13 protein-coding genes and 1 tRNA gene are annotated in these 19,330 nt (G+C 68.9%); 11 read left to right on the top strand and 3 right to left on the bottom strand.

Annotated elements, in window-relative coordinates; genetic code table 11:
* Nucleotides 1-30 precede the first annotated feature (30 nt).
* The 5 genes from gltB (at nt 31) to CCK91_RS05710 (ending at nt 9,729) form a co-directional block, all read left to right on the top strand.
* Entirely contained in the window at nt 31-4,593 is a 4,563-nt protein-coding gene (gene gltB / locus CCK91_RS05730; protein ID WP_086473281.1) for a glutamate synthase large subunit, read from the top strand.
* Nucleotides 4,586-6,043: a glutamate synthase subunit beta gene (locus CCK91_RS05725; RefSeq protein ID WP_086473280.1), complete on the top strand. Its 1,458-nt coding sequence runs from the start codon at nt 4,586-4,588 to the stop codon at nt 6,041-6,043. The genes gltB and CCK91_RS05725 overlap by 8 nt, the downstream gene beginning before the upstream one ends.
* Before the next feature lie 92 nt (nt 6,044-6,135).
* Nucleotides 6,136-7,551, top strand: a complete 1,416-nt coding sequence (gene pyk / locus CCK91_RS05720) for a pyruvate kinase (RefSeq protein WP_086473279.1) — start codon at nt 6,136-6,138, stop codon at nt 7,549-7,551.
* Between the two features lie 114 nt (nt 7,552-7,665).
* Nucleotides 7,666-9,006 carry a CoA transferase gene (locus CCK91_RS05715; RefSeq protein ID WP_086473278.1) on the top strand — a complete coding sequence of 447 codons (1,341 nt, stop codon included), beginning with the start codon at nt 7,666-7,668 and terminating at the stop codon, nt 9,004-9,006.
* 60 nt (nt 9,007-9,066) lie between these two features.
* Entirely contained in the window at nt 9,067-9,729 is a 663-nt protein-coding gene (locus tag CCK91_RS05710; protein WP_086473277.1) for a histidine phosphatase family protein, read from the top strand.
* Here CCK91_RS05710 and CCK91_RS05705 read toward each other — a convergent pair whose 3' ends face one another.
* On the bottom strand, nt 9,730-10,002 hold the full coding sequence (locus CCK91_RS05705; RefSeq protein WP_086473276.1) for a hypothetical protein: 273 nt from the start codon (nt 10,000-10,002) through the stop codon (nt 9,730-9,732). It abuts the gene before it with no gap.
* Nucleotides 10,003-10,225: 223 nt separating this feature from the next.
* A tRNA-Leu gene (locus CCK91_RS05700) sits at nt 10,226-10,306 on the bottom strand.
* A 54-nt stretch (nt 10,307-10,360) separates the two neighbouring features.
* Between CCK91_RS05700 and CCK91_RS05695 the strand changes: the two genes are divergently transcribed.
* Entirely contained in the window at nt 10,361-10,966 is a 606-nt protein-coding gene (locus CCK91_RS05695) for an ANTAR domain-containing response regulator (protein WP_064296913.1), read from the top strand.
* 74 nt (nt 10,967-11,040) lie between these two features.
* Here the strand turns inward: CCK91_RS05695 and CCK91_RS05690 are convergent, their stop codons facing one another.
* Entirely contained in the window at nt 11,041-11,463 is a 423-nt protein-coding gene (locus tag CCK91_RS05690) for a hotdog fold thioesterase (protein ID WP_086473275.1), read from the bottom strand.
* 55 nt (nt 11,464-11,518) lie between these two features.
* Between CCK91_RS05690 and polA the strand changes: the two genes are divergently transcribed.
* The 5 genes from polA to coaE all read left to right on the top strand — a co-directional run bounded on the left by polA (nt 11,519) and on the right by coaE (nt 19,281).
* Complete coding sequence (gene polA, locus CCK91_RS05685; protein ID WP_086473274.1) at nt 11,519-14,179, top strand: DNA polymerase I; 2,661 nt, start codon at nt 11,519-11,521, stop codon at nt 14,177-14,179.
* 55 nt (nt 14,180-14,234) lie between these two features.
* Nucleotides 14,235-15,911: a DUF885 domain-containing protein gene (locus CCK91_RS05680; RefSeq protein ID WP_086473273.1), complete on the top strand. Its 1,677-nt coding sequence runs from the start codon at nt 14,235-14,237 to the stop codon at nt 15,909-15,911.
* Nucleotides 15,908-16,894, top strand: coding sequence for an epimerase (locus CCK91_RS05675; RefSeq protein ID WP_086473272.1), 987 nt, complete (start codon nt 15,908-15,910; stop codon nt 16,892-16,894). Before CCK91_RS05680 ends, CCK91_RS05675 begins: the two co-directional genes overlap by 4 nt.
* A 174-nt stretch (nt 16,895-17,068) precedes the next feature.
* Nucleotides 17,069-18,526: a 30S ribosomal protein S1 gene (gene rpsA / locus CCK91_RS05670; RefSeq protein WP_056005690.1), complete on the top strand. Its 1,458-nt coding sequence runs from the start codon at nt 17,069-17,071 to the stop codon at nt 18,524-18,526.
* A gap of 125 nt (nt 18,527-18,651) precedes the next feature.
* Nucleotides 18,652-19,281: a dephospho-CoA kinase gene (coaE, locus tag CCK91_RS05665; protein ID WP_086473271.1), complete on the top strand. Its 630-nt coding sequence runs from the start codon at nt 18,652-18,654 to the stop codon at nt 19,279-19,281.
* Nucleotides 19,282-19,330 lie beyond the last annotated feature (49 nt).

Raw genomic sequence — 19,330 nt, 5'->3', positions numbered from 1 at the left:
CTGATCTCCTTTCGTGAGGACGGTAATTCCATGGCGCATGCACCGTACGCTTCGTTCAGCTCGGTTCCGCCCAAGCAGGGCATGTACGACCCGGCGAACGAGAAGGACGCCTGTGGCCTGGCGATGGTCGCGACCCTGACGGGCGAGGCCTCGCACAGCATCATCGACGCGGCCCTCGGTTCGCTCCGAAACCTGGAGCACCGCGGCGCGATCGGTTCCGACGCCGGGACCGGCGACGGCGCGGGCATCCTCACCCAGATGCCCGACGCCTTCCTGCGCGGCGTCGCCGGATTCGACCTGCCGCCGCTCGGTGCGTACGCCGTGGGCATCGCCTTCCTGCCCACCGACGCCTCCGAGCGCGCACAGCTCCAGACGCGCATCGCCGCGATCGCCGCCGAGGAGGAACTCACCGTCCTCGGCTGGCGCGAGGTGCCGGTCGACCCCGACGAGTTGGGGAAGCTCGCCCGTGCGGCCATGCCGGCGTTCGAGCAACTGTTCGTCACCGGGTCCGGCGCGTCGACGCCGACCGGGATCGCCCTCGACCGACTCGCCTTCCGGCTCCGGAAGCGGGCGGAGCGCGAGCTCGGTGCGTACTTCATCTCCCTGTCCAGCCGCACGCTCGTCTACAAGGGCATGGTCACGACGCTCCAGCTCGAACCGTTCTACCCCGACCTGTCCGACGAGCGGTTCGCGACCAAGCTCGCCATCGTCCACTCGCGGTACTCCACCAACACGTTCCCGTCCTGGCCGCTCGCCCAGCCGCTGCGCATGATGGCGCACAACGGCGAGATCAACACGGTCGAGGGCAACCGCAACTGGATGCGCGCGCGGCAGTCGCAGCTCGAGTCCGAGCTCATCGGCGACATCCGCCCGCTGCTCCCCATCATCACGCCCGGAGCGAGCGACTCCGCCTCGTTCGACGAGGTCCTGGAGCTGCTGACGTTGACCGGACGGTCCCTCCCGCACGCCATGATGATGATGGTGCCCGAGGCCTGGGAGAAGCAGACCGGGCTGTCGCAGGAGCGACGCGACTTCTACGAGTTCAACTCGATGCAGATGGAGCCGTGGGACGGCCCGGCCGCCCTCACCTTCACGGACGGCTCACTCGTCGGGGCGACCCTGGACCGGAACGGCCTGCGTCCCGGTCGCTGGCTGGAGACGACCGACGGTCTCGTCGTCCTGGGCAGCGAGATCGGCGTCCTCGACGTCGACCCGAGCCGGGTCAAGCGCAAGGGCCGCCTGCGCCCCGGGAAGATGTTCCTCGTCGACACCGAGGCCGGGCGGATCATCGAGGACGACGAGATCAAGGACGAGCTCTCGGCATCGGCACCCTGGGGCGACTGGCTCGACGCCGGACGCATCAACCTGAGCGACCTGCCGGAGCGGGAGCACATCGTGCACACGCCGGCGTCCGTCACCCGCCGCCAGCGGACCTTCGGGTACACCGAGGAGGAGGTGCGCATCCTCCTGCAGCCCATGGGTCAGAACGGTGCAGAGCCGCTCGGCGCGATGGGCTCGGACACCCCGATCGCGGTGCTCTCCGACCGCCCTCGGCTCCTGTTCGACTACTTCGTGCAGCAGTTCGCCCAGGTCACCAACCCGCCGCTCGACTCGATCCGCGAGGAGGTCGTCACCTCGCTGAAGCTCGGGCTCGGCCCGGAGCGCAACCTCCTCTCGTGGGGCCCGGAGCACGCCAAGCAGGTCGTCCTCGACTTCCCGGTCATCGACAACGACGAGCTCGCCAAGATCCAGCACATCGACCCGAACCCGGCGAGCCCGCTGACGACGACCGTCAAGGCGCTCTACCGCGTCGAGGACGGCTCGGCCGGACTCGAGACGCGCCTGCGCGAGATGTGCGACGAGGTCGACCAGGCGATCCTCGCCGGCTCGGAGTTCATCGTCCTGAGCGACCGTGACTCGAACTCCGACCTCGCGCCGATCCCGTCGCTGCTCTCGCTCGCCGCCGTGCACCACCACCTCATCCGCGCCGAGAACCGGATGAAGGTGGGGCTCGTCGTCGAAGCCGGCGACGTCCGCGAGGTCCACCACGTCGCGCTGCTCATCGGCTACGGCGCCTCCGCGATCAACCCGTACCTGGCCATGGAGAGCTGCGAGGACCTCGTCCGCAGCGGCCTCATCCAGGGCGTCACCCGCGAGCAGGCCGTGAAGAACGTCATCAAGGCGCTCGGCAAGGGCGTGCTCAAGATCATGTCGAAGATGGGCATCTCCACAGTGTCCTCCTACGCCGGAGCACAGGCCTTCGAGGCCGTCGGCCTGAGCCAGCAGCTCGTCGACAGCTACTTCACCGGTACGGAGACGAAGCTCGGCGGTGTCGGCATCGAGGTGATCGCCGAGGAGAACGCGAAGCGTCACCGGTACGCGTACCCCGAGGACGCCGCATCGACGGCCCACGAGCGGCTGCAGTCGGGCGGCGAGTACCAGTGGCGTCGCGACGGCTCGCCGCACCTCTTCAACCCGGAGACGGTCTTCAAGCTGCAGCACGCGACCAAGACGCGACGGTACGACATCTTCCGCGAGTACACCCACATGGTCGACTCCCAGGCGGCGCAGCTCATGACGCTCCGCGGGATGTTCACGCTCCGTGCCGGTGCGCGGCCGCCCGTCCCGCTCGACGAGGTCGAGTCGGTCGCGTCGATCGTGAAGCGGTTCTCGACCGGAGCGATGAGCTACGGTTCCATCTCGCGCGAGGCGCACGAGACGCTGGCGATCGCGATGAACAGCATCGGTGCCAAGTCGAACACGGGTGAGGGCGGCGAGGACGTCGACCGTCTCCTCGACCCGACGCGCCGCAGCGCGATCAAGCAGGTCGCCTCCGGTCGGTTCGGCGTGACGAGCATGTACCTGACGCACGCCGACGACATCCAGATCAAGCTCGCCCAGGGTGCGAAGCCCGGCGAGGGCGGGCAGTTGCCGCCGACGAAGGTGTACCCGTGGGTGGCGCGGACGCGGCACGCCACGGCGGGCGTCGGACTGATCTCGCCGCCGCCGCACCACGACATCTACTCGATCGAAGACCTCAAGCAGCTCATCTTCGACCTGAAGCGCGCGAACCCGAAGGCCCGGATCCACACCAAGCTGGTGAGCCAGTCCGGCATCGGTGCGGTGGCCGCGGGTGTCGCGAAGGCGCTCTCGGACGTGATCCTGGTCTCCGGTCACGACGGCGGAACCGGTGCGAGCCCGTTGAACTCCCTGAAGCACGCCGGGACACCGTGGGAGCTGGGTCTCGCCGAGACGCAGCAGACGCTCATGCTCAACAACATGCGCGACCGCGTCGTGGTGCAGGTCGACGGTCAGATGAAGACCGGACGCGACGTCGTCATCGGCGCCCTGCTCGGTGCCGAGGAGTTCGGCTTCGCGACGGCACCGCTCGTCGTCTCCGGGTGCGTCATGATGCGCGTGTGCCACCTCGACACCTGCCCGGTCGGCGTCGCGACGCAGAACCCGGTGTTGCGCGAGCGGTTCACCGGCAAGCCGGAGTTCGTCGTGAACTTCTTCGAGTTCATCGCCCAGGAGGTGCGCGAGTACCTCGCCGAGCTCGGGTTCCGGACGCTCGAGGAGGCGATCGGCCACAACGAACTGATCGACGCCGACCGGGCGATCGACCACTGGAAGGCGTCCGGGCTCGACCTCGCCCCGGTCCTCGTGGGTCCCGTCTTCGCCGACGACGAACCGCGGATCAACCGCCGCCCGCAGGAGCACGAGCTCGAGAAGCACTTCGACCAGCAGCTCATCACGGCCGCCTCGGACGTGCTCGAACACGGCGGCCACTTCTCGGTCGACCTGCCCATCCGCAACACGGAGCGGGCGGTCGGTACCATGCTCGGCCACGAGGTCACCCGGCGGCACGGCGAGAACGGGCTCCCGGCAGGGAGCATCGACATCACCCTGCGCGGCTCGGCCGGGCAGTCCTTCGGTGCGTTCCTCCCCGGCGGCATCGCGCTGCGGCTCATCGGTGACTCGAACGACTACGTCGGCAAGGGCCTGTCCGGTGGGCAGATCGTCGTCCGGCCACCCGAGCGTGCAGCCTTCGCGCCCGAGGAGAACGTGATCGCCGGCAACGTCATCGGGTACGGCGCGACCCAGGGCACCATGTTCCTGAGCGGGATCGTCGGCGAGCGGTTCCTGGTGCGCAACTCCGGCGCCACGGCGGTCGTCGAAGGCGTCGGCGACCACGCACTCGAGTACATGACGGGTGGTCTCGCCGTCATCCTGGGTCAGACCGGCCGGAACCTCGGCGCGGGCATGTCCGGCGGCACGGCCTACGTGTTCGACCTCGAACGCGACCAGGTCAACCGCGACTCCCTCGCCTCGGGGGAGCTCACCCTCTCCGAACTCGACAGCGCCGACGCCGAGATCGTCCGCGACCTCCTCGAACGGCACGTCGTGGAGACCGGTTCTCCGCTGGCCGGCCGGCTGCTCGCCGACATCGAGGACTCACTCGCCCGGTTCGTCAAGGTCCTCCCGCGTGACTACGCGGCAGTCCTGGCGACCCGACAGACCGCACTCGACGAGGGGCTCGACCCCGACGGCGACATCGTATGGAACCGAATCCTGGAGGTGACCGGTGGCTGATCCCAAGGGATTCCTGAAGGTACCGGAGCGCGAGCTCCCGAAGCGCCGGCCCGTGCCGGTCCGCATCATGGACTGGAAAGAGGTCTACGAGCAGAGCGACCCCGCGACCGTCCGCAAGCAGGCTGGTCGCTGCATGGACTGCGGCATCCCGTTCTGCCACCAGGGCTGCCCGCTGGGCAACCTCATCCCGGAGTGGAACGACCTGATGTGGCGAGGCGAGGGACGCTCGGCCATCGAGCGGCTGCACGCCACGAACAACTTCCCGGAGTTCACGGGTCGTCTCTGCCCGGCGCCGTGCGAGAGTTCGTGCGTGCTGGGCATCAACCAGCCCGCAGTGACCATCAAGCAGGTCGAGGTCTCGATCATCGATCAGGCGTTCGCCAACGGATGGGTCGAGTCCCACCCGCCGGAGCGACTGACCGGCAAGACGGTCGCCGTCGTCGGTTCCGGTCCGGCCGGTCTCGCCGCAGCCCAGCAGCTGACGCGTGCGGGACACACGGTCGCGGTCTACGAGCGTGACGACCGCATCGGCGGCCTGCTGCGCTACGGCATCCCCGATTTCAAGATGGAGAAGAAGCACCTCGACATCCGGCTGAAGCAGATGCAGGACGAGGGCACCCGGTTCCGCGCCGGCGTGAACATCGGGGTCGACATCAGCTGGGACGAGCTCCGCGCCCGCTACGACGCCGTCGTCATCGCCACCGGCGCCATGGTGCCGCGCGACCTCCCGATCCCCGGTCGTGACTTCTCCGGGGTCCACTTCGCGATGGAGTACCTCGTGCAGGCCAACCGCGTCGGCGCCGGAGACACGGTCGCCGATCAGATCACGGCGGAGGACAAGCACGTGGTGGTCCTCGGCGGCGGCGACACCGGTGCCGACTGCATCGGCACGGCGCACCGGCAGGGTGCCGCCTCCGTCACGAACCTCGCCATCGGCACGCAGCCGGCGGGGGAGCGACCCGAGCACCAGCCGTGGCCCATGATGCCGACGCTCTTCGAAGTCGCGAGTGCGCACGAAGAGGGCGGCAACCGCGAGTACCTCGTGTCGACCGTCGAGTTCCTCTCCAACGAGGCCGGCGAGGTGCGGGCGATCCGCGTCGCCGAGACGGAGTTCGTCGACGGCCGTCGCGTGCCGAAGAGCGGGACCGAGCGGGAGATCCCGGCCGACCTCGTCCTCCTCGCGCTCGGATTCACGGGCCCGGAGGGCGAGACCCTCGAGTCGCAGTTCCAGCTCCCCTTCACCGGGCGCGGCAACGTGGCACGGGAGCACGATTACCAGACCAACCAGCCCGGCGTGTTCGTCGCGGGCGACGCCGGTCGTGGCCAGTCCCTCATCGTGTGGGCGATCGCCGAGGGCCGCGCTGCGGCGTCGGCCGTCGACCAGTACCTCGAGGGCGAGACCCAGCTTCCCTTCCCGGTCCGTCCCACGGACCAGCCCATCTCCCTCTAGGCTTTCAGGCGGACGACAAGCGTCGGACGCATCATGCCGAGCAGTGAGTACCGAAGCGCCTCGTGCGCAGAAACCATGGAGAACACACACACATGAGACGAGCCAAGATCGTCGCAACGCTGGGGCCTGCAGTCTCCAGCTATGAGAACATCCGGGCCATCATCGATGCGGGGGTCGATGTCACCCGGATGAACCTGAGCCACGGCAGCTACGACGTGCACGATGCCATCTACGCCAACGTGCGCAAGGCCACCGAGGACTCCGGCCGTGCCGTCGCCGTCCTGGTCGACCTGCAGGGCCCGAAGATCCGCCTCGGCAAGTTCGAGGGCGGCCCGTACGACCTCGCCGTCGGCGACATCTTCAAGATCACCATCGAGGACATCCTCGGTACCAAGGAGATCTCCTCGACGACGTTCAAGGGCCTGCCCCAGGACGTCAAGCCGGGCGACTTCCTCCTGATCGACGACGGCAAGGTCAAGGTCGAGGTCGTTGAAGCGGACGACACCGTCGTGACCACTCGCGTCATCGTCGCCGGCCCCGTGTCGAACAACAAGGGCATCAACCTCCCCGGTGTCGCCGTCAACGTCCCCGCGCTCAGCGAGAAGGACGAAGCGGACCTCCGCTGGGGGCTGCGTCTCGGCGCCGACCTCATCGCCCTGTCCTTCGTGCGCGACGCGGCCGACATCGACCGCGTCCACGAGATCATGGCGGAGGAGGGCCGGAAGGTCCCCGTGATCGCCAAGATCGAGAAGCCGCAGGCCGTCGAGAACCTCGAGAGCATCGTCGAGGCGTTCGACGCGATCATGGTCGCCCGTGGCGACCTCGGTGTCGAGCTCCCGCTCGAGGCCGTCCCGATCGTGCAGAAGCGCGCGGTGGAGCTCGCCCGTCGTATGGCGAAGCCGGTCATCGTCGCGACGCAGATGCTCGAGTCGATGATCTCCAGCCCCATCCCGACCCGCGCGGAGACCTCCGACGTCGCGAACGCGGTGCTCGACGGTGCTGACGCGGTCATGCTCAGCGGCGAGACGAGTGTCGGCGCCTACCCCGTCATCACGGTCCAGACCATGGCCCGGATCGTCGAGTCCACCGAGATCCACGGCCTCGACCGCGTTCCGCCGCTCGGCACGAAGCCGCGCACCCAGGCCGGAGCGATCACGCTGGCCGCCGTCGAGGTGGCGGACTTCGTCGAGGCGAAGTTCCTCTGCGTCTTCACGGAATCGGGGGAGTCGGTCCGCCGCATGGCCCGTCTCCGCAACCGGATCCCGATCCTGGCGTTCACGCCCGACCCGGCCATCCGTCGTCGGATGGCGCTGAACTGGGGCGTCGAGTCCTTCGTCGTCGAGCGCGTGACGCACACCGACCAGATGGTCGCCCAGGTGGACGAGGTCCTCGTCGCCACGGGCAAGGCCGCCGTCGGTGAGCCGGTCATCATCATCTCCGGTTCCCCTCCCGGAATCCCCGGGACGACGAACGACATCCGCGTCCACAAGGTGGGCGACGTCCTCTAGTCGTCGACAGCAGCGAAGGCCGTGGTCCTCCCGTACGAGGACCACGGCCTTCGTCGTCCGCCGGGTGTGCGGTGGCACCGCGATTCCGGACGTCGTGGGTCTAGCCTGATGCCCATGAATCGTTCCGTCCTCGTCGACGACACCCTCCGCAGCGCCGTGGGCCTGGACCCGGGAGGAATCGACCGTGAGGCGACCGGGTCGGCGGGACTCCTGGCCTCCCGATTCGCTGTCCTGGAGCTCGCCGCGGTCGCCGTCGGCGCCGTGGAGGATGCCGCCGACCGACTCCGCATCGCCCTCGGATACGAGCCGATGCACACGGCTCTCGGCCTCGAGCGGATCGCCGCGGCCTACCAGAGCGACCGCCTGTTGCGGATCGACGGAGCAGCCGTGGACGCGTTCGCGCCACTGTCCGGCTTCTTCGCCGCGGCCGACGGCTGGGTGCGCACGCACGCGAACTACCCCCACCATCGTCGCCGCCTGAGCGCCATGCTCGGGATCGGCGACGAGGCCACCCGCGCAGAGCTCGCCTCGGCGATCGTCTCCCGCTCGGCTCTCGACCTGGAATCGGAGGCCGCCGGGGTTGGCGCACTGCTCGTCGCCGTCCGGAGCGCTGCCGAGTGGTCGTCCACACCGCAGGCCTCGGTCGGTGACGGACCGCTCGTCAGGCGCCACGGTGGCTCCGCCGGCTCGAGGATCGCCTCGTGGGTGCGGCCGACGCGCCGGCAACCCTTGCGCGGCCTCCGCGTCCTCGACCTGACGCGGGTGATCGCCGGTCCGGTGTCCACGAGGACCCTCGCGCTCCTCGGCGCGGACGTCCTGCGTGTGGATCCACCGCAGGTCCCCGAGATCCCGTGGCAGCACACCGACAGCGGCCAAGGGAAGCGGACGGCGATCCTCGACGCGTCGACACCGCGGGGCCTCGCGACACTGCAGACGCTGAGCGACGAGGCCGACATCCTGGTGACGGGGTACCGCCCACACGCCCTCGAGCGCCTCGGGCTGCGACGTCGCGACGGTCTGGTCACGGGCTCCGTCGACGCCTGGGGTACGACGGGGCCCTGGGGTGATCGACGCGGTTTCGACAGCCTGGTCCAGGCCGCCACGGGCATCGCGCTGGTCGAGGGCGAGGACGGTGCCCCGGGTGCCCTGCCGGCTCAGGCGCTCGACCACAGCGCGGGATACCTGCTGGCGGCGGCCATCGTCGACGACGTGGCGAGGGTCGTCGGCGGCGGTGATGCCGGCCGGTCGTCGGTGTCGCTCGCGCGCGTCGGTGCGGCGCTGCAGCGGTTACCGCGAACCGAAGATCGTCAACCGCCCGACCTCCCGGGAGCACGGTGCCTGGTCACCCACGGTGTGGTGGTGACGGCCCGCCCCGCGCTCAGCGCCTTCGACGACCACGCGTCCCCGGCGGCGGTCCTGGGGAGTGCCGAACCGCAGTGGACCCCGCGCAGCTGATCCCGGCACACTCCGCGCCGGGAGATGACCGCCGTCCGGTCGCTCGCCTACCCTGGAGGTATGCGCCTCATCCTCATCAGACACGGTCAGACCTCGTCCAACGTCGCCGGCCTGCTCGACACCGCGATCCCCGGGGCCGTCCTCACCGAACTCGGCGAGACGCAGGCGGCCGCCCTCCCCAAAGCGCTCGTGGGGGAGCGCATCGACGCGGTCTACGCCTCCACCGCGGTGCGGGCGCAACAGACCGCCGCACCTGTCGCCGAAGTCAGCGGGCTTCCCGTGATCGTCCGTGACGGACTCCGGGAGATCAGCGCCGGCGACAACGAGATGCTCGGGTCGCCCGAGGCCGTCCAGGTCTACATCGACACCATCGTGGCGTGGGCGATGGGCGACCTCGACACCCGGATGCCGGGCGGCGAGAACGGCCACGAGGTGTTCGCGCGCTTCGACGCCGTGATCGAGGAGCTCGAGGGCTCCGGACTGGAGAGCGTGGTGATCGTGAGCCACGGAGCGATGCTCCGGTCCTGGCTCGGGCTGCGCGGGGCGAACGTCGACGGACACTTCATCGGCACGCACCCCATCACGAACACGGGCGTCATCATCGTCGACGGGGACACGACGACCGGTTGGCGGGTCGACACGTGGACGGGCGACGCCGTCGGCGGACCGGAGCTGACGACGGAGGCCGACGGTCCGGCCGCCGCAGTCGAGCGCGGCTTCTGATCAGTTCGCGTCGTCGGCCGAGGTCGCGTCGTCCGTGAGGAACGGTCCGGGCTCCTCGCCGGGCTGACCCGGCAGTGACCCGACGAGACGGTCGAGCTCCGCGGCGTCGACGTCGATGCCCTGGTCGCTGAGACGGTCCGCCAGCGCTGACCGGACGTCGAGGTCCGGGGTGAGGGACCGGTCTGCTGCGACCTGCACGAGGATGCCCTGGAGCCGGTCGTCGGTGCTGGCGTCGTGGACGTCCTGGCGCGGGTCGGTGTGCTCTGCGGTCATGGTGTCGGGTCCCATCGTGTCGGACGACGTGAGGTACGCCGTGCTCTCGACGGTACGCTACGGCGTCGCCGACATCTCCCGCAGGGGCTTGACGATCGAGGGCGGTTCACGAGTCTTCGGAGCCTGGACGGGCTGAAGGGAGTACCGGTGGTGGGACTCGAACCCACACGTCTTTCGACAAAGCATGTTGAGTGCGCCCGGAGGGCTTTCTCACTCATCGCGGTACCGGTGGTGGGACTCGAACCCACACGTCTTTCGACAAAGCATTTTGAGTGCTCCGCGTCTGCCATTCCGCCACACCGGCGCGTCCGCCGCACGGCGAACAGCAACCTGCATCAGAGTACCGTAGGATTTGAGGGTGACCGAGCAAGAGACCCCTCCCGCAGCCCCACGGCGCGTCGTCGTCGCTGAGGACGAATCCCTCATCCGCCTCGACATCGTCGAGATCCTCCGCGACAACGGTTTCGAGGTCGTCGGCGAGGCCGGCGACGGCGAGACCGCTGTCGCACTCGCGACGGAACTCCGTCCGGATCTCGTGATCATGGACGTCAAGATGCCTCAGCTCGACGGCATCTCCGCGGCCGAGCGCATCGGCAAGGCGCACATCGCCCCGGTGGTCCTCCTCACGGCCTTCAGCCAGAAGGAGCTCGTCGAGCGGGCGAGCGAGGCAGGCGCCCTCGCCTACGTCGTGAAGCCGTTCACGCCGAACGACCTCCTTCCCGCGATCGAGATCGCCCTCTCGCGCTACCAGCAGATCATCACCCTCGAGGCCGAGGTCGCCGACATGGTCGAGCGCTTCGAGACCCGCAAGCTCGTCGACCGGGCGAAGGGCCTCCTCAACGAGAAGATGGGCCTCACCGAGCCCGAGGCGTTCCGCTGGATCCAGAAGGCCTCCATGGACCGTCGCCTCACCATGCACGATGTCGCGCAGGCCATCATCGAGCAGCTCAGCGCCAAGAAGTAGCGCTCCTCCCTCGTCGCAAGAGCGGCCCGTCCCCTCGGGGGCGGGCCGCTCTGCTCTGTCCGGTGCCGGGCTCGTCAGCCGGTCGACGCGTCCTTGATGAGGTTCGTGATGCGGATCGTGGAACACCGTCGTCCCTGCTCGTCGGTGACGGCGATCTCGTGCACGGTGAGCGAGCGACCGAGGTGGATCGGGGTGCAGACACCCGTCACGATGCCCTCGGTGGCGGACCTGGTGTGCGTCGCGTTGATGTCGATGCCGACCGCGAGTTTGCCCGGGCCCGCGAAGAGGTTGGCGGCCATCGAGCCGAGGGACTCGCCGAGCACGACGTACGCCCCGCCGTGCAGCAGCATCGCGGGTTGGGTGTTGCCTTCGACAGGCATGGTGGCGACGGATCGCTGCACCGTGAACTCGGTGAACTCGATGCCCATCTTGGCGGCGAGTGCGCCGCTGCCCCTCGTCCGCAGGAACTCGAGTGCGTCGTCGGTCTCGTTCGTCATGTCCACCTTCGGATCGGGCCTGAGCCGTGTCGGCACCGGCTTGTAGGCTGGGCGCGTGTCGGAATCAGAAAAGCCTACCCTCCTCGTCGTCGACGGCCACTCGCTCGCATTCCGGGCGTTCTACGCCCTGCCGGTCGACAGCTTCCAAACCCGCGACGGTCAGCACACGAACGCCATCCACGGCTTCATCTCCATGCTGATCAGCCTGCTCAAGAACGAGAACCCGAGCCACATCGCCGTGGCCTTCGACATCTCGCGTCGTTCCTTCCGCACCCGCGAGTACCCCGAGTACAAGGGCACCCGCGGTGAGACCCCGCCGGAGTTCAAAGGGCAGGTGCCGCTGCTCGAAGAAGCGCTCAAGGCGATGAACATCACGACGATCAGCAAAGAGGACTACGAGGCCGACGACATCCTCGCCACCCTCGCCAAGCAGGGCGCTGAGGAGGGCTTCCGGGTCCTCGTGGTCTCCGGCGACCGCGACACCATCCAGCTCGTCACCGACGACGTCACCCTGTTGTACCCGTCGAGCCAGGGCGTCTCCGCGCTCACCCGGTACGACGGCGCGAAGGTCTTCGAGCGGTACGGCATCCGGCCCGAGCAGTATCCGGAGATCGCGGCCCTCGTCGGCGAGACGAGCGACAACCTCCCGGGTATCCCGAAGGTCGGCGAGAAGACCGCCGTGAAGTGGCTCAACCAGTTCGGTTCCCTCGAGCAGATCCTCGAGCGCGCCGACGAGATCACCGGCAAGGTGGGGGAGAGCCTCCGCGAGCACAAGGAGAACGCGGTCCGCAACCGCCGACTCAACCGGCTCCTCACCGACGTCGAACTGCCCGTCGGACCGAAGGACCTCGAACGCCGACCGATCGACGCGGACGCCGTGGCGGCCGTCTTCGGGCGGCTCGAGTTCCGCACGCTGCTCGATCGGGTCCTCAAACTCGACGGACTCGAGGCCAACACGGATGTGTCCGCGCCGCAGGCGGGCGGCGTGGTCATGCCCCCGCAGAAGGAGCTGCTCGACGAAGAGCTCGAGGCGTGGATCACCCGTGCCGTCGCCGCACATCCCGCCGGGATCGGTCTCCACCTCGACCTCGACGGAGGCCTCCCGGTCGCAGCCGGCCTCGCGACCCCCACGGAGATCGTCTCGCTCGCCTGGCGTCCCGGTGAAGCCGACTACGCCCCGCTCGAAGCGTGGTTGGCGAGCGACGCCCCGAAGATCATGCACGACGCCAAGCCACAGCTCCAGGCGGTCACGCGCGCCGGCCTGACGGTCGAGGGACTCGGCTACGACACCGCGGTCGCCGGTTGGCTCCTGCGTCCGAGCGGCGGCGACAAGACCATCGCCGACCTCATCACGCGCTATCTCGACGAGACGATGCCCGTCGCCGATCCGAACCAGCTCGTCCCCGAGACCGACCCCGTGGGTGCCGGCGGCACCGCCTGGTACGCCCTCCGTGTCGCCGAGGCGACCCGCACGGCACTCGACGCCGGGTCGCTCGGCGTGCTGCTCGACATGGAACTGCCGGTCCTCCAGGTGCTGGCCCACATGGAGCTGACCGGCGTGACGGTCGACCACGACATCCTGAGCGGCCTGTCCGAGCAACTCGGCAACCGGGCGGCGGAGCTCGCGAGCAACGCGTATGAGCAGATCGGCCGCGAGGTCAACCTCGGCTCACCGAAGCAGCTGCAGGAGGTCCTCTTCGACCAGCTCGCCATGCCGAAGACACGCGCCAACAAGACGGGCTTCTCGACGGACGCCGGCGCCCTGGCCGATCTCCAGGAGAAGAGCCCGCACCCGTTCCTGGGGCTCCTCCTCGAGCACCGTGATGCGACGAAGCTCCGCCAGATCGTGGAGACGCTCGACAAGGCGATCACGCCCGACGGCCGTATCCACACGACGTACGTGCAGATCGGGACCAGCACCGGTCGGATCTCCTCGACCGACCCGAACCTGCAGAACATCCCCGTGCGGACCGAGGAGGGACGCCGCATCCGTGCCGCCTTCCAAGCCGGCTCCGGGTACGAGACCCTGCTGACCGCCGACTACTCGCAGATCGAGATGCGGATCATGGCGCACCTCTCCGGCGATGCCGGCCTCATCGAGGCGTTCAAGTCCGGCGAGGACCTCCACCGCTTCGTCGGTGCGCGCATCTTCGGCGTCGCCGCCGAGGACGTGACCCCCGCGATGCGGAACAAGGTCAAGGCGATGTCCTACGGACTCGCCTACGGTCTGAGCGCGTTCGGGCTCTCGAAGCAGCTGCGGATCTCGAGCGCCGAGGCGAAGCAGCTCATGGTCGACTACTTCGAGCGCTTCGGTGCGGTCCGCGACTACCTGCGCAACGTCGTCGAGCAGGCGAAACTCGACGGCTACACCGAGACGATCTTCGGTCGTCGCAGACTCTTCCCCGAGCTCTCGAGCCCCAACCGACTGGTCCGGGAGAACGCCGAACGCCAGGCGCTGAACGCTCCGATCCAGGGTTCGGCCGCCGACATCATGAAGCGCGCCATGATCGGCATCGAGTCCGAGCTGCGGTCCGAGTCCCTCAGCTCGCAGATGATGCTGCAGGTGCACGACGAACTGATCTTCGAGGTCGCCGAGGGCGAGTGGGACGCCCTGGAGCGCATCGTCCGAGCACAGATGGCGGGTGCCGCCGAGCTGTCGGTACCGCTGGAGGTCCAGATCGGCCGTGGGCACGATTGGGACGCCGCAGCACACTGAGCGCCCCGCACGTCCGCACCCCGGCGCCGGACGGGCGCGGACTAGGCTCGACGTCATGTCCCACGAAGAACCTCGTCAGAGCACACCGATCGACGCCATCGCCGAAAGCTGGGTGGAGACCCTCGTCCAGCTGAAGCCGGAGGTCGGTACCTACATCGGCCGCACGGACGTCGGCGGACGGTACGGCGACTACTCGCCGGCCGGGCACGAGGCGTACATCGAAGCCGCGTCGCGCACGCTTCGCGAGCTGCGGTCGGCCGCTCCGGTCGACGCCGTCGACCGCGTCACCCAGACCGACCTCTCGGCGGAGCTGGAGCTCGACCTCGCCTCGTCGGAGGCTGGTCTCCAGTACCGCGACCTCAACGTGATCGCGTCGCCGTCGCAGGAGCTGCGCGACGTGTTCGACCTGATGCCGACCGCGACGGTCGAGGACTGGAGCACCATCCGGACCCGCCTCGGCGCGTTGCCGGACGCGGTCGACGGGTACATCGAGACCCTGCGCGAGGGCATCGCCCGGGGGATCACCCCGGCACGCCGCCAGGTGGCCGAGGTGTACGAGCAGGTCCTCCGCACCGGCGCCGACGACGGGTTCTTCATCGGCTTCGCCGCCAACGCCGGTCCGGCGGACGGCCAGCTCCCGGCGTCCCTCGCCGCCGAACTCTCGACGGGCGCCGGCGCCGCAGCCGTCGCCTACAACCGTCTGGCGGACTTCCTCGCGCACGAACTGCTGCCTGCTGCAACCCAGGAGGACGCCATCGGCCGCGAACTCTATGCGCTGCAGTCCCGCCGCTTCCTCGGCGCGACGGTCGACCTCGACGAGAGCTACGAGTGGGGCATCGAGGAACTGGCGCGCATGGTGTCGGAGCAGGAGGCGATCGCGAACGAGATCCTCCCCGGCGCGTCCGTCGAGGAGGCCGTGGCCTTCCTCGAACAGGATCCGGCGCGCAAGCTGCACGGCACCGACGCACTCCAGCGGTGGATGCAGGAGACGAGCGACCGCGCGGTCGAGGAGCTGGGGCGCACGCACTTCGACATCCCGCAGGAGATCCGCGCGCTCGAGTGCATGATCGCGCCGACGCAGGAGGGTGGGATCTACTACACCGGCCCGACGGACGACTTCTCTCGCCCTGGCCGCATGTGGTGGTCCGTCCCCGCCGGCGTCACCGAGTTCGACACGTGGCGCGAGCTCACGACCGTCTACCACGAGGGTGTGCCAGGACATCACCTGCAGATCGGGCAGGCCGTCGTCAACCGGAAGACGCTCAACCTCTGGCGTCGACAGCTCGCCGGCACCTCCGGCCACGCCGAGGGCTGGGCGCTCTACGCCGAGCGCCTGATGGAGCAGCTCGGATACCTCGACGACCCGGCGGACCGTCTGGGCATGCTCGACGGTCAGCGGATGCGCGCGGCTCGCGTCGTCCTCGACATCGGCGTGCACCTCGGCAAGCCGCTTCCGGACGGCAGCGGGACCTGGACCGCCGAGTACGCCTTCGACTTCATGGGTCGCAACGTCAACATGTCGCCGGAGTTCGTCCGGTTCGAGGTCAACCGGTACCTCGGTTGGCCCGGCCAGGCGCCGTCGTACAAGATCGGCCAGCGCATCTGGGAACAGCTCCGTGACGACGCGGCCCGCCGCGCCGGGGACGCCTTCGACATCAAGGACTTCCACCGTCGGGCATTGGACCTCGGTGGCGTCGGGCTCGACACACTGCGGTCGGCGATGCTCGGATGACGCCCGAACGGATCGTCGTCGCCGGTGCCTCCGGGTTCATCGGGCGTCGTCTGGTCGAGTCGTTCCGGGCCGAAGGCGCCACCGTCTCCGTCATCGGGCGCGGTGCCGCCGACGCGCGGTGGGGTGATCACGCGGGCATCGCCCGGCTGGTCGACGGCGCGGACCTCCTCGTCAACCTCGCCGGGAAGAGCGTGAACTGTCGGTACAGCCCGTCGAACCGCGCCGAGATCCTCCGGTCCCGTGTGGACACGACGACGGAGCTGGCGCGGGCGGTGCGTGCAGCCGCCTCGCCTCCACCGCTCTGGATCAATTCGTCGACCGCCACGATCTACCGCCATGCCGACGACCGCCCGATGACGGAGGCCGACGGCGAGATCGGTTCCGGGTTCTCCGTCGACGTCGCAACCGCCTGGGAGCGGGCGTTCTTCGCGGACGAGCTCCCCGGGACACGACGGGTCGCCCTCCGCATCGCGATCGTCCTGGGCGACGGCGGAGCGCTCACCCCGCTCCGGTGGTTGGCGCGTCTCGGTCTCGGGGGACCGCAACTGGACGGTCACTGGCCCCGTTCCCGATCGCGTCGTGCCGCCGGGACGGATCACCGGTTCGGGACGCCGGGCGGGCGGCAGCGGTTCAGCTGGATCCATCTGGACGACGTCGTCGGCATCGTCCGGTTCCTCCGTGGCCGTCCCGAACTCGACGGCGTCGTCAACGTGACGTCCCCGAATCCCACCGACAACCGCGGCTTCATGCGGACCGTGCGGTACGCGCTCGGGATGCCGGTCGGCCTCCCCGCACCCCGCTGGTTGCTGGAGATCGGGATGTTCGTCCTGCGGACCGAGAGCGAGCTGGTCCTGAAGAGTCGCTGGGCGATGCCGGAGCGGTTGCTGCAGGCAGGCTACCGGTTCGAACACCCGACGCTCGATCCAGCATTGCGGGACATCCTCTCCGACCGCGGCTTGCCTGCACACCCGGAAAATCGCTAGACTGGACTGTCACAATTGTGACGTCCTATCCGCCTGCCCGTCTCGCAGAGCGACACCGATCCCCGGATCGGTTCACACAACAGCATCGCTTCGATCAACGTCCGTGGTCATCCACGGGTCCGGAGCCGTGCGCGAGGCCGGCCTGAATCATTGTCCACCTGGAGCAATTACTACATGACAAGCGCAACGACCGCCCCCAAGCAGGTCGCAATCAACGACATCGGATCTGCTGAGGACTTCCTCGCAGCGGTCGAAAAGACTCTGAAGTTCTTCAACGACGGCGACCTCATCGAGGGCACCGTCGTGAAGATCGACCGCGACGAGGTCCTCCTCGACGTCGGCTACAAGACCGAGGGTGTCATCCCCTCGCGTGAACTCTCCATCAAGCACGACGTCGACCCCTCCGAGGTCGTCAACGTCGGCGACACGATCGAGGCTCTCGTTCTCCAGAAGGAGGACAAGGAAGGCCGTCTGATCCTGTCGAAGAAGCGCGCGCAGTACGAGCGTGCTTGGGGCGACGTGGAGAAGATCAAGGAATCCGACGGCGTCGTCACCGGTTCGGTCATCGAGGTCGTCAAGGGCGGCCTCATCGTCGACATCGGCCTCCGTGGCTTCCTCCCGGCTTCGCTCATCGAGCTGCGCCGCGTCCGCGACCTCACGCCGTACCTCGGCCAGGAGATCGAGGCGAAGATCCTCGAGCTCGACAAGAACCGCAACAACGTGGTCCTGTCGCGCCGTGCGCTCCTCGAGCAGACGCAGTCCGAGAGCCGCACCACCTTCCTCAACAACCTCCAGAAGGGACAGGTCCGCAAGGGCGTCGTCTCCTCGATCGTCAACTTCGGCGCGTTCGTCGACCTCGGCGGCGTCGACGGTCTCGTCCACGTCTCCGAGCTCAGCTGGAAGCACATCGAGCACGCCAGCGAGGTCGTCGAGGTCGGTCAGGAAGTCACCGTCGAGATCCTCGAGGTCGACCTGGACCGCGAGCGCGTCTCGCTGTCGCTCAAGGCGACCCAGGAGGACCCGTGGCAGGTCTTCGCCCGCACCCACGCCATCGGCCAGGTTGCACCGGGTAAGGTCACCAAGCTCGTCCCGTTCGGTGCGTTCGTCCGCGTCGCAGACGGCATCGAGGGCCTCGTGCACATCTCGGAGCTCTCCGGCAAGCACGTCGAGCTCGCCGAGCAGGTCGTGTCGGTCGGCGAAGAGGTCTTCGTCAAGGTCATCGACATCGACCTCGAGCGTCGCCGCATCTCGCTGAGCCTCAAGCAGGCCAACGAGGGTGTCGACCCCGAGGGCACCGAGTTCGACCCGGCCCTTTACGGCATGCTCACGGAGTACGACGAGCTCGGGAACTACAAGTACCCCGAGGGCTTCGACGCCGAGACGCAGGAGTGGAAGGAAGGCTTCGACGCCGAGCGCGAGAAGTGGGAGCAGGACTACGCTGCCGCCCAGGCTCGTTGGGAAGCGCACAAGAAGCAGGTCGCTGCCGCAGCCGTCGAAGAGGCCAACCAGGCTTCCTCGTCGACCGCGTCCTCGTCGGCCGGTTCCTCGTTCTCGAGCGACTCCGCCGGCGGCGGCACGCTCGCTGACGACGAGTCCCTCGCGGCCCTCCGCGAGAAGCTCTCGAGCAACTAGTCCCACCAGCACCGACCAGCGTCGGTGTCCAGCAGGGGGTCGCCTTCGGGCGGCCCCCTGCTGCGTTGTGCGGGGGGGGGGCGCTCGTCGAAGGCGCTGCGCGCTCCGCGGGTACGCTGGCTGACATGTACCTCATCGGCCTCACCGGCGGGATCGCCTCCGGCAAATCGACCATCGCGGCCCGGCTCGCTGAACACGGCGCCGTCGTCATCGACGCGGACGTCCTCTCACGAGAGGCCGTCGAGCCGGGCACCCCGGGATTGGCCGCCATCGCGGAGCGCTTCGGTGCCGACGTGATCGGGCCCGACGGAGCACTCGACCGCGCTGCGCTCGGCTCCATCGTCTTCGCCGACGACCAGGCGCGGGCCGACCTCAACGCCATCGTGCACCCGGAGGTCAAGCGGCGTTCACAGGCCCGGATCGCCGAAGCCTCGAGCGACCCCGGTGCCGTCGTCGTCTACGACGTCCCGCTGCTCGTCGAGACCGGCCGCGCAGACGAGTTCGACCTCGTGGTCGTCGCCGCAGCTCCGGAGGGGGAGCGCGCCCGTCGGCTCGTCGACCTCCGGGGGCTCGACCGGGTCGAGGCGGAACGACGGATCGCGGCCCAGGCGACCGAGGAGCAGCGCACCGCCGTCGCCGACGTGGTGATCGACACCGCCGGCTCGCTCGAGCACACGCTCAGCCAGGTCGACGCGGTCTGGCACCGCGCCGCCGCGGCGGCTGTGCCGGCGTCCGACCGCCAGGACGGCGTCTGAGCGCGTCGCCCGCTCCGCTGTGGGCGAAGCGGGGCAGTGGTGTCGGTGG

Source organism: Plantibacter elymi (nom. nud.) (assembly GCF_900177795.1).
Classification (GTDB): domain Bacteria; phylum Actinomycetota; class Actinomycetes; order Actinomycetales; family Microbacteriaceae; genus Plantibacter; species Plantibacter elymi.
The sequence above is the reverse complement of the archived record's forward strand: the minus strand, read 5'-3'. Positions and strand labels throughout refer to the sequence as shown.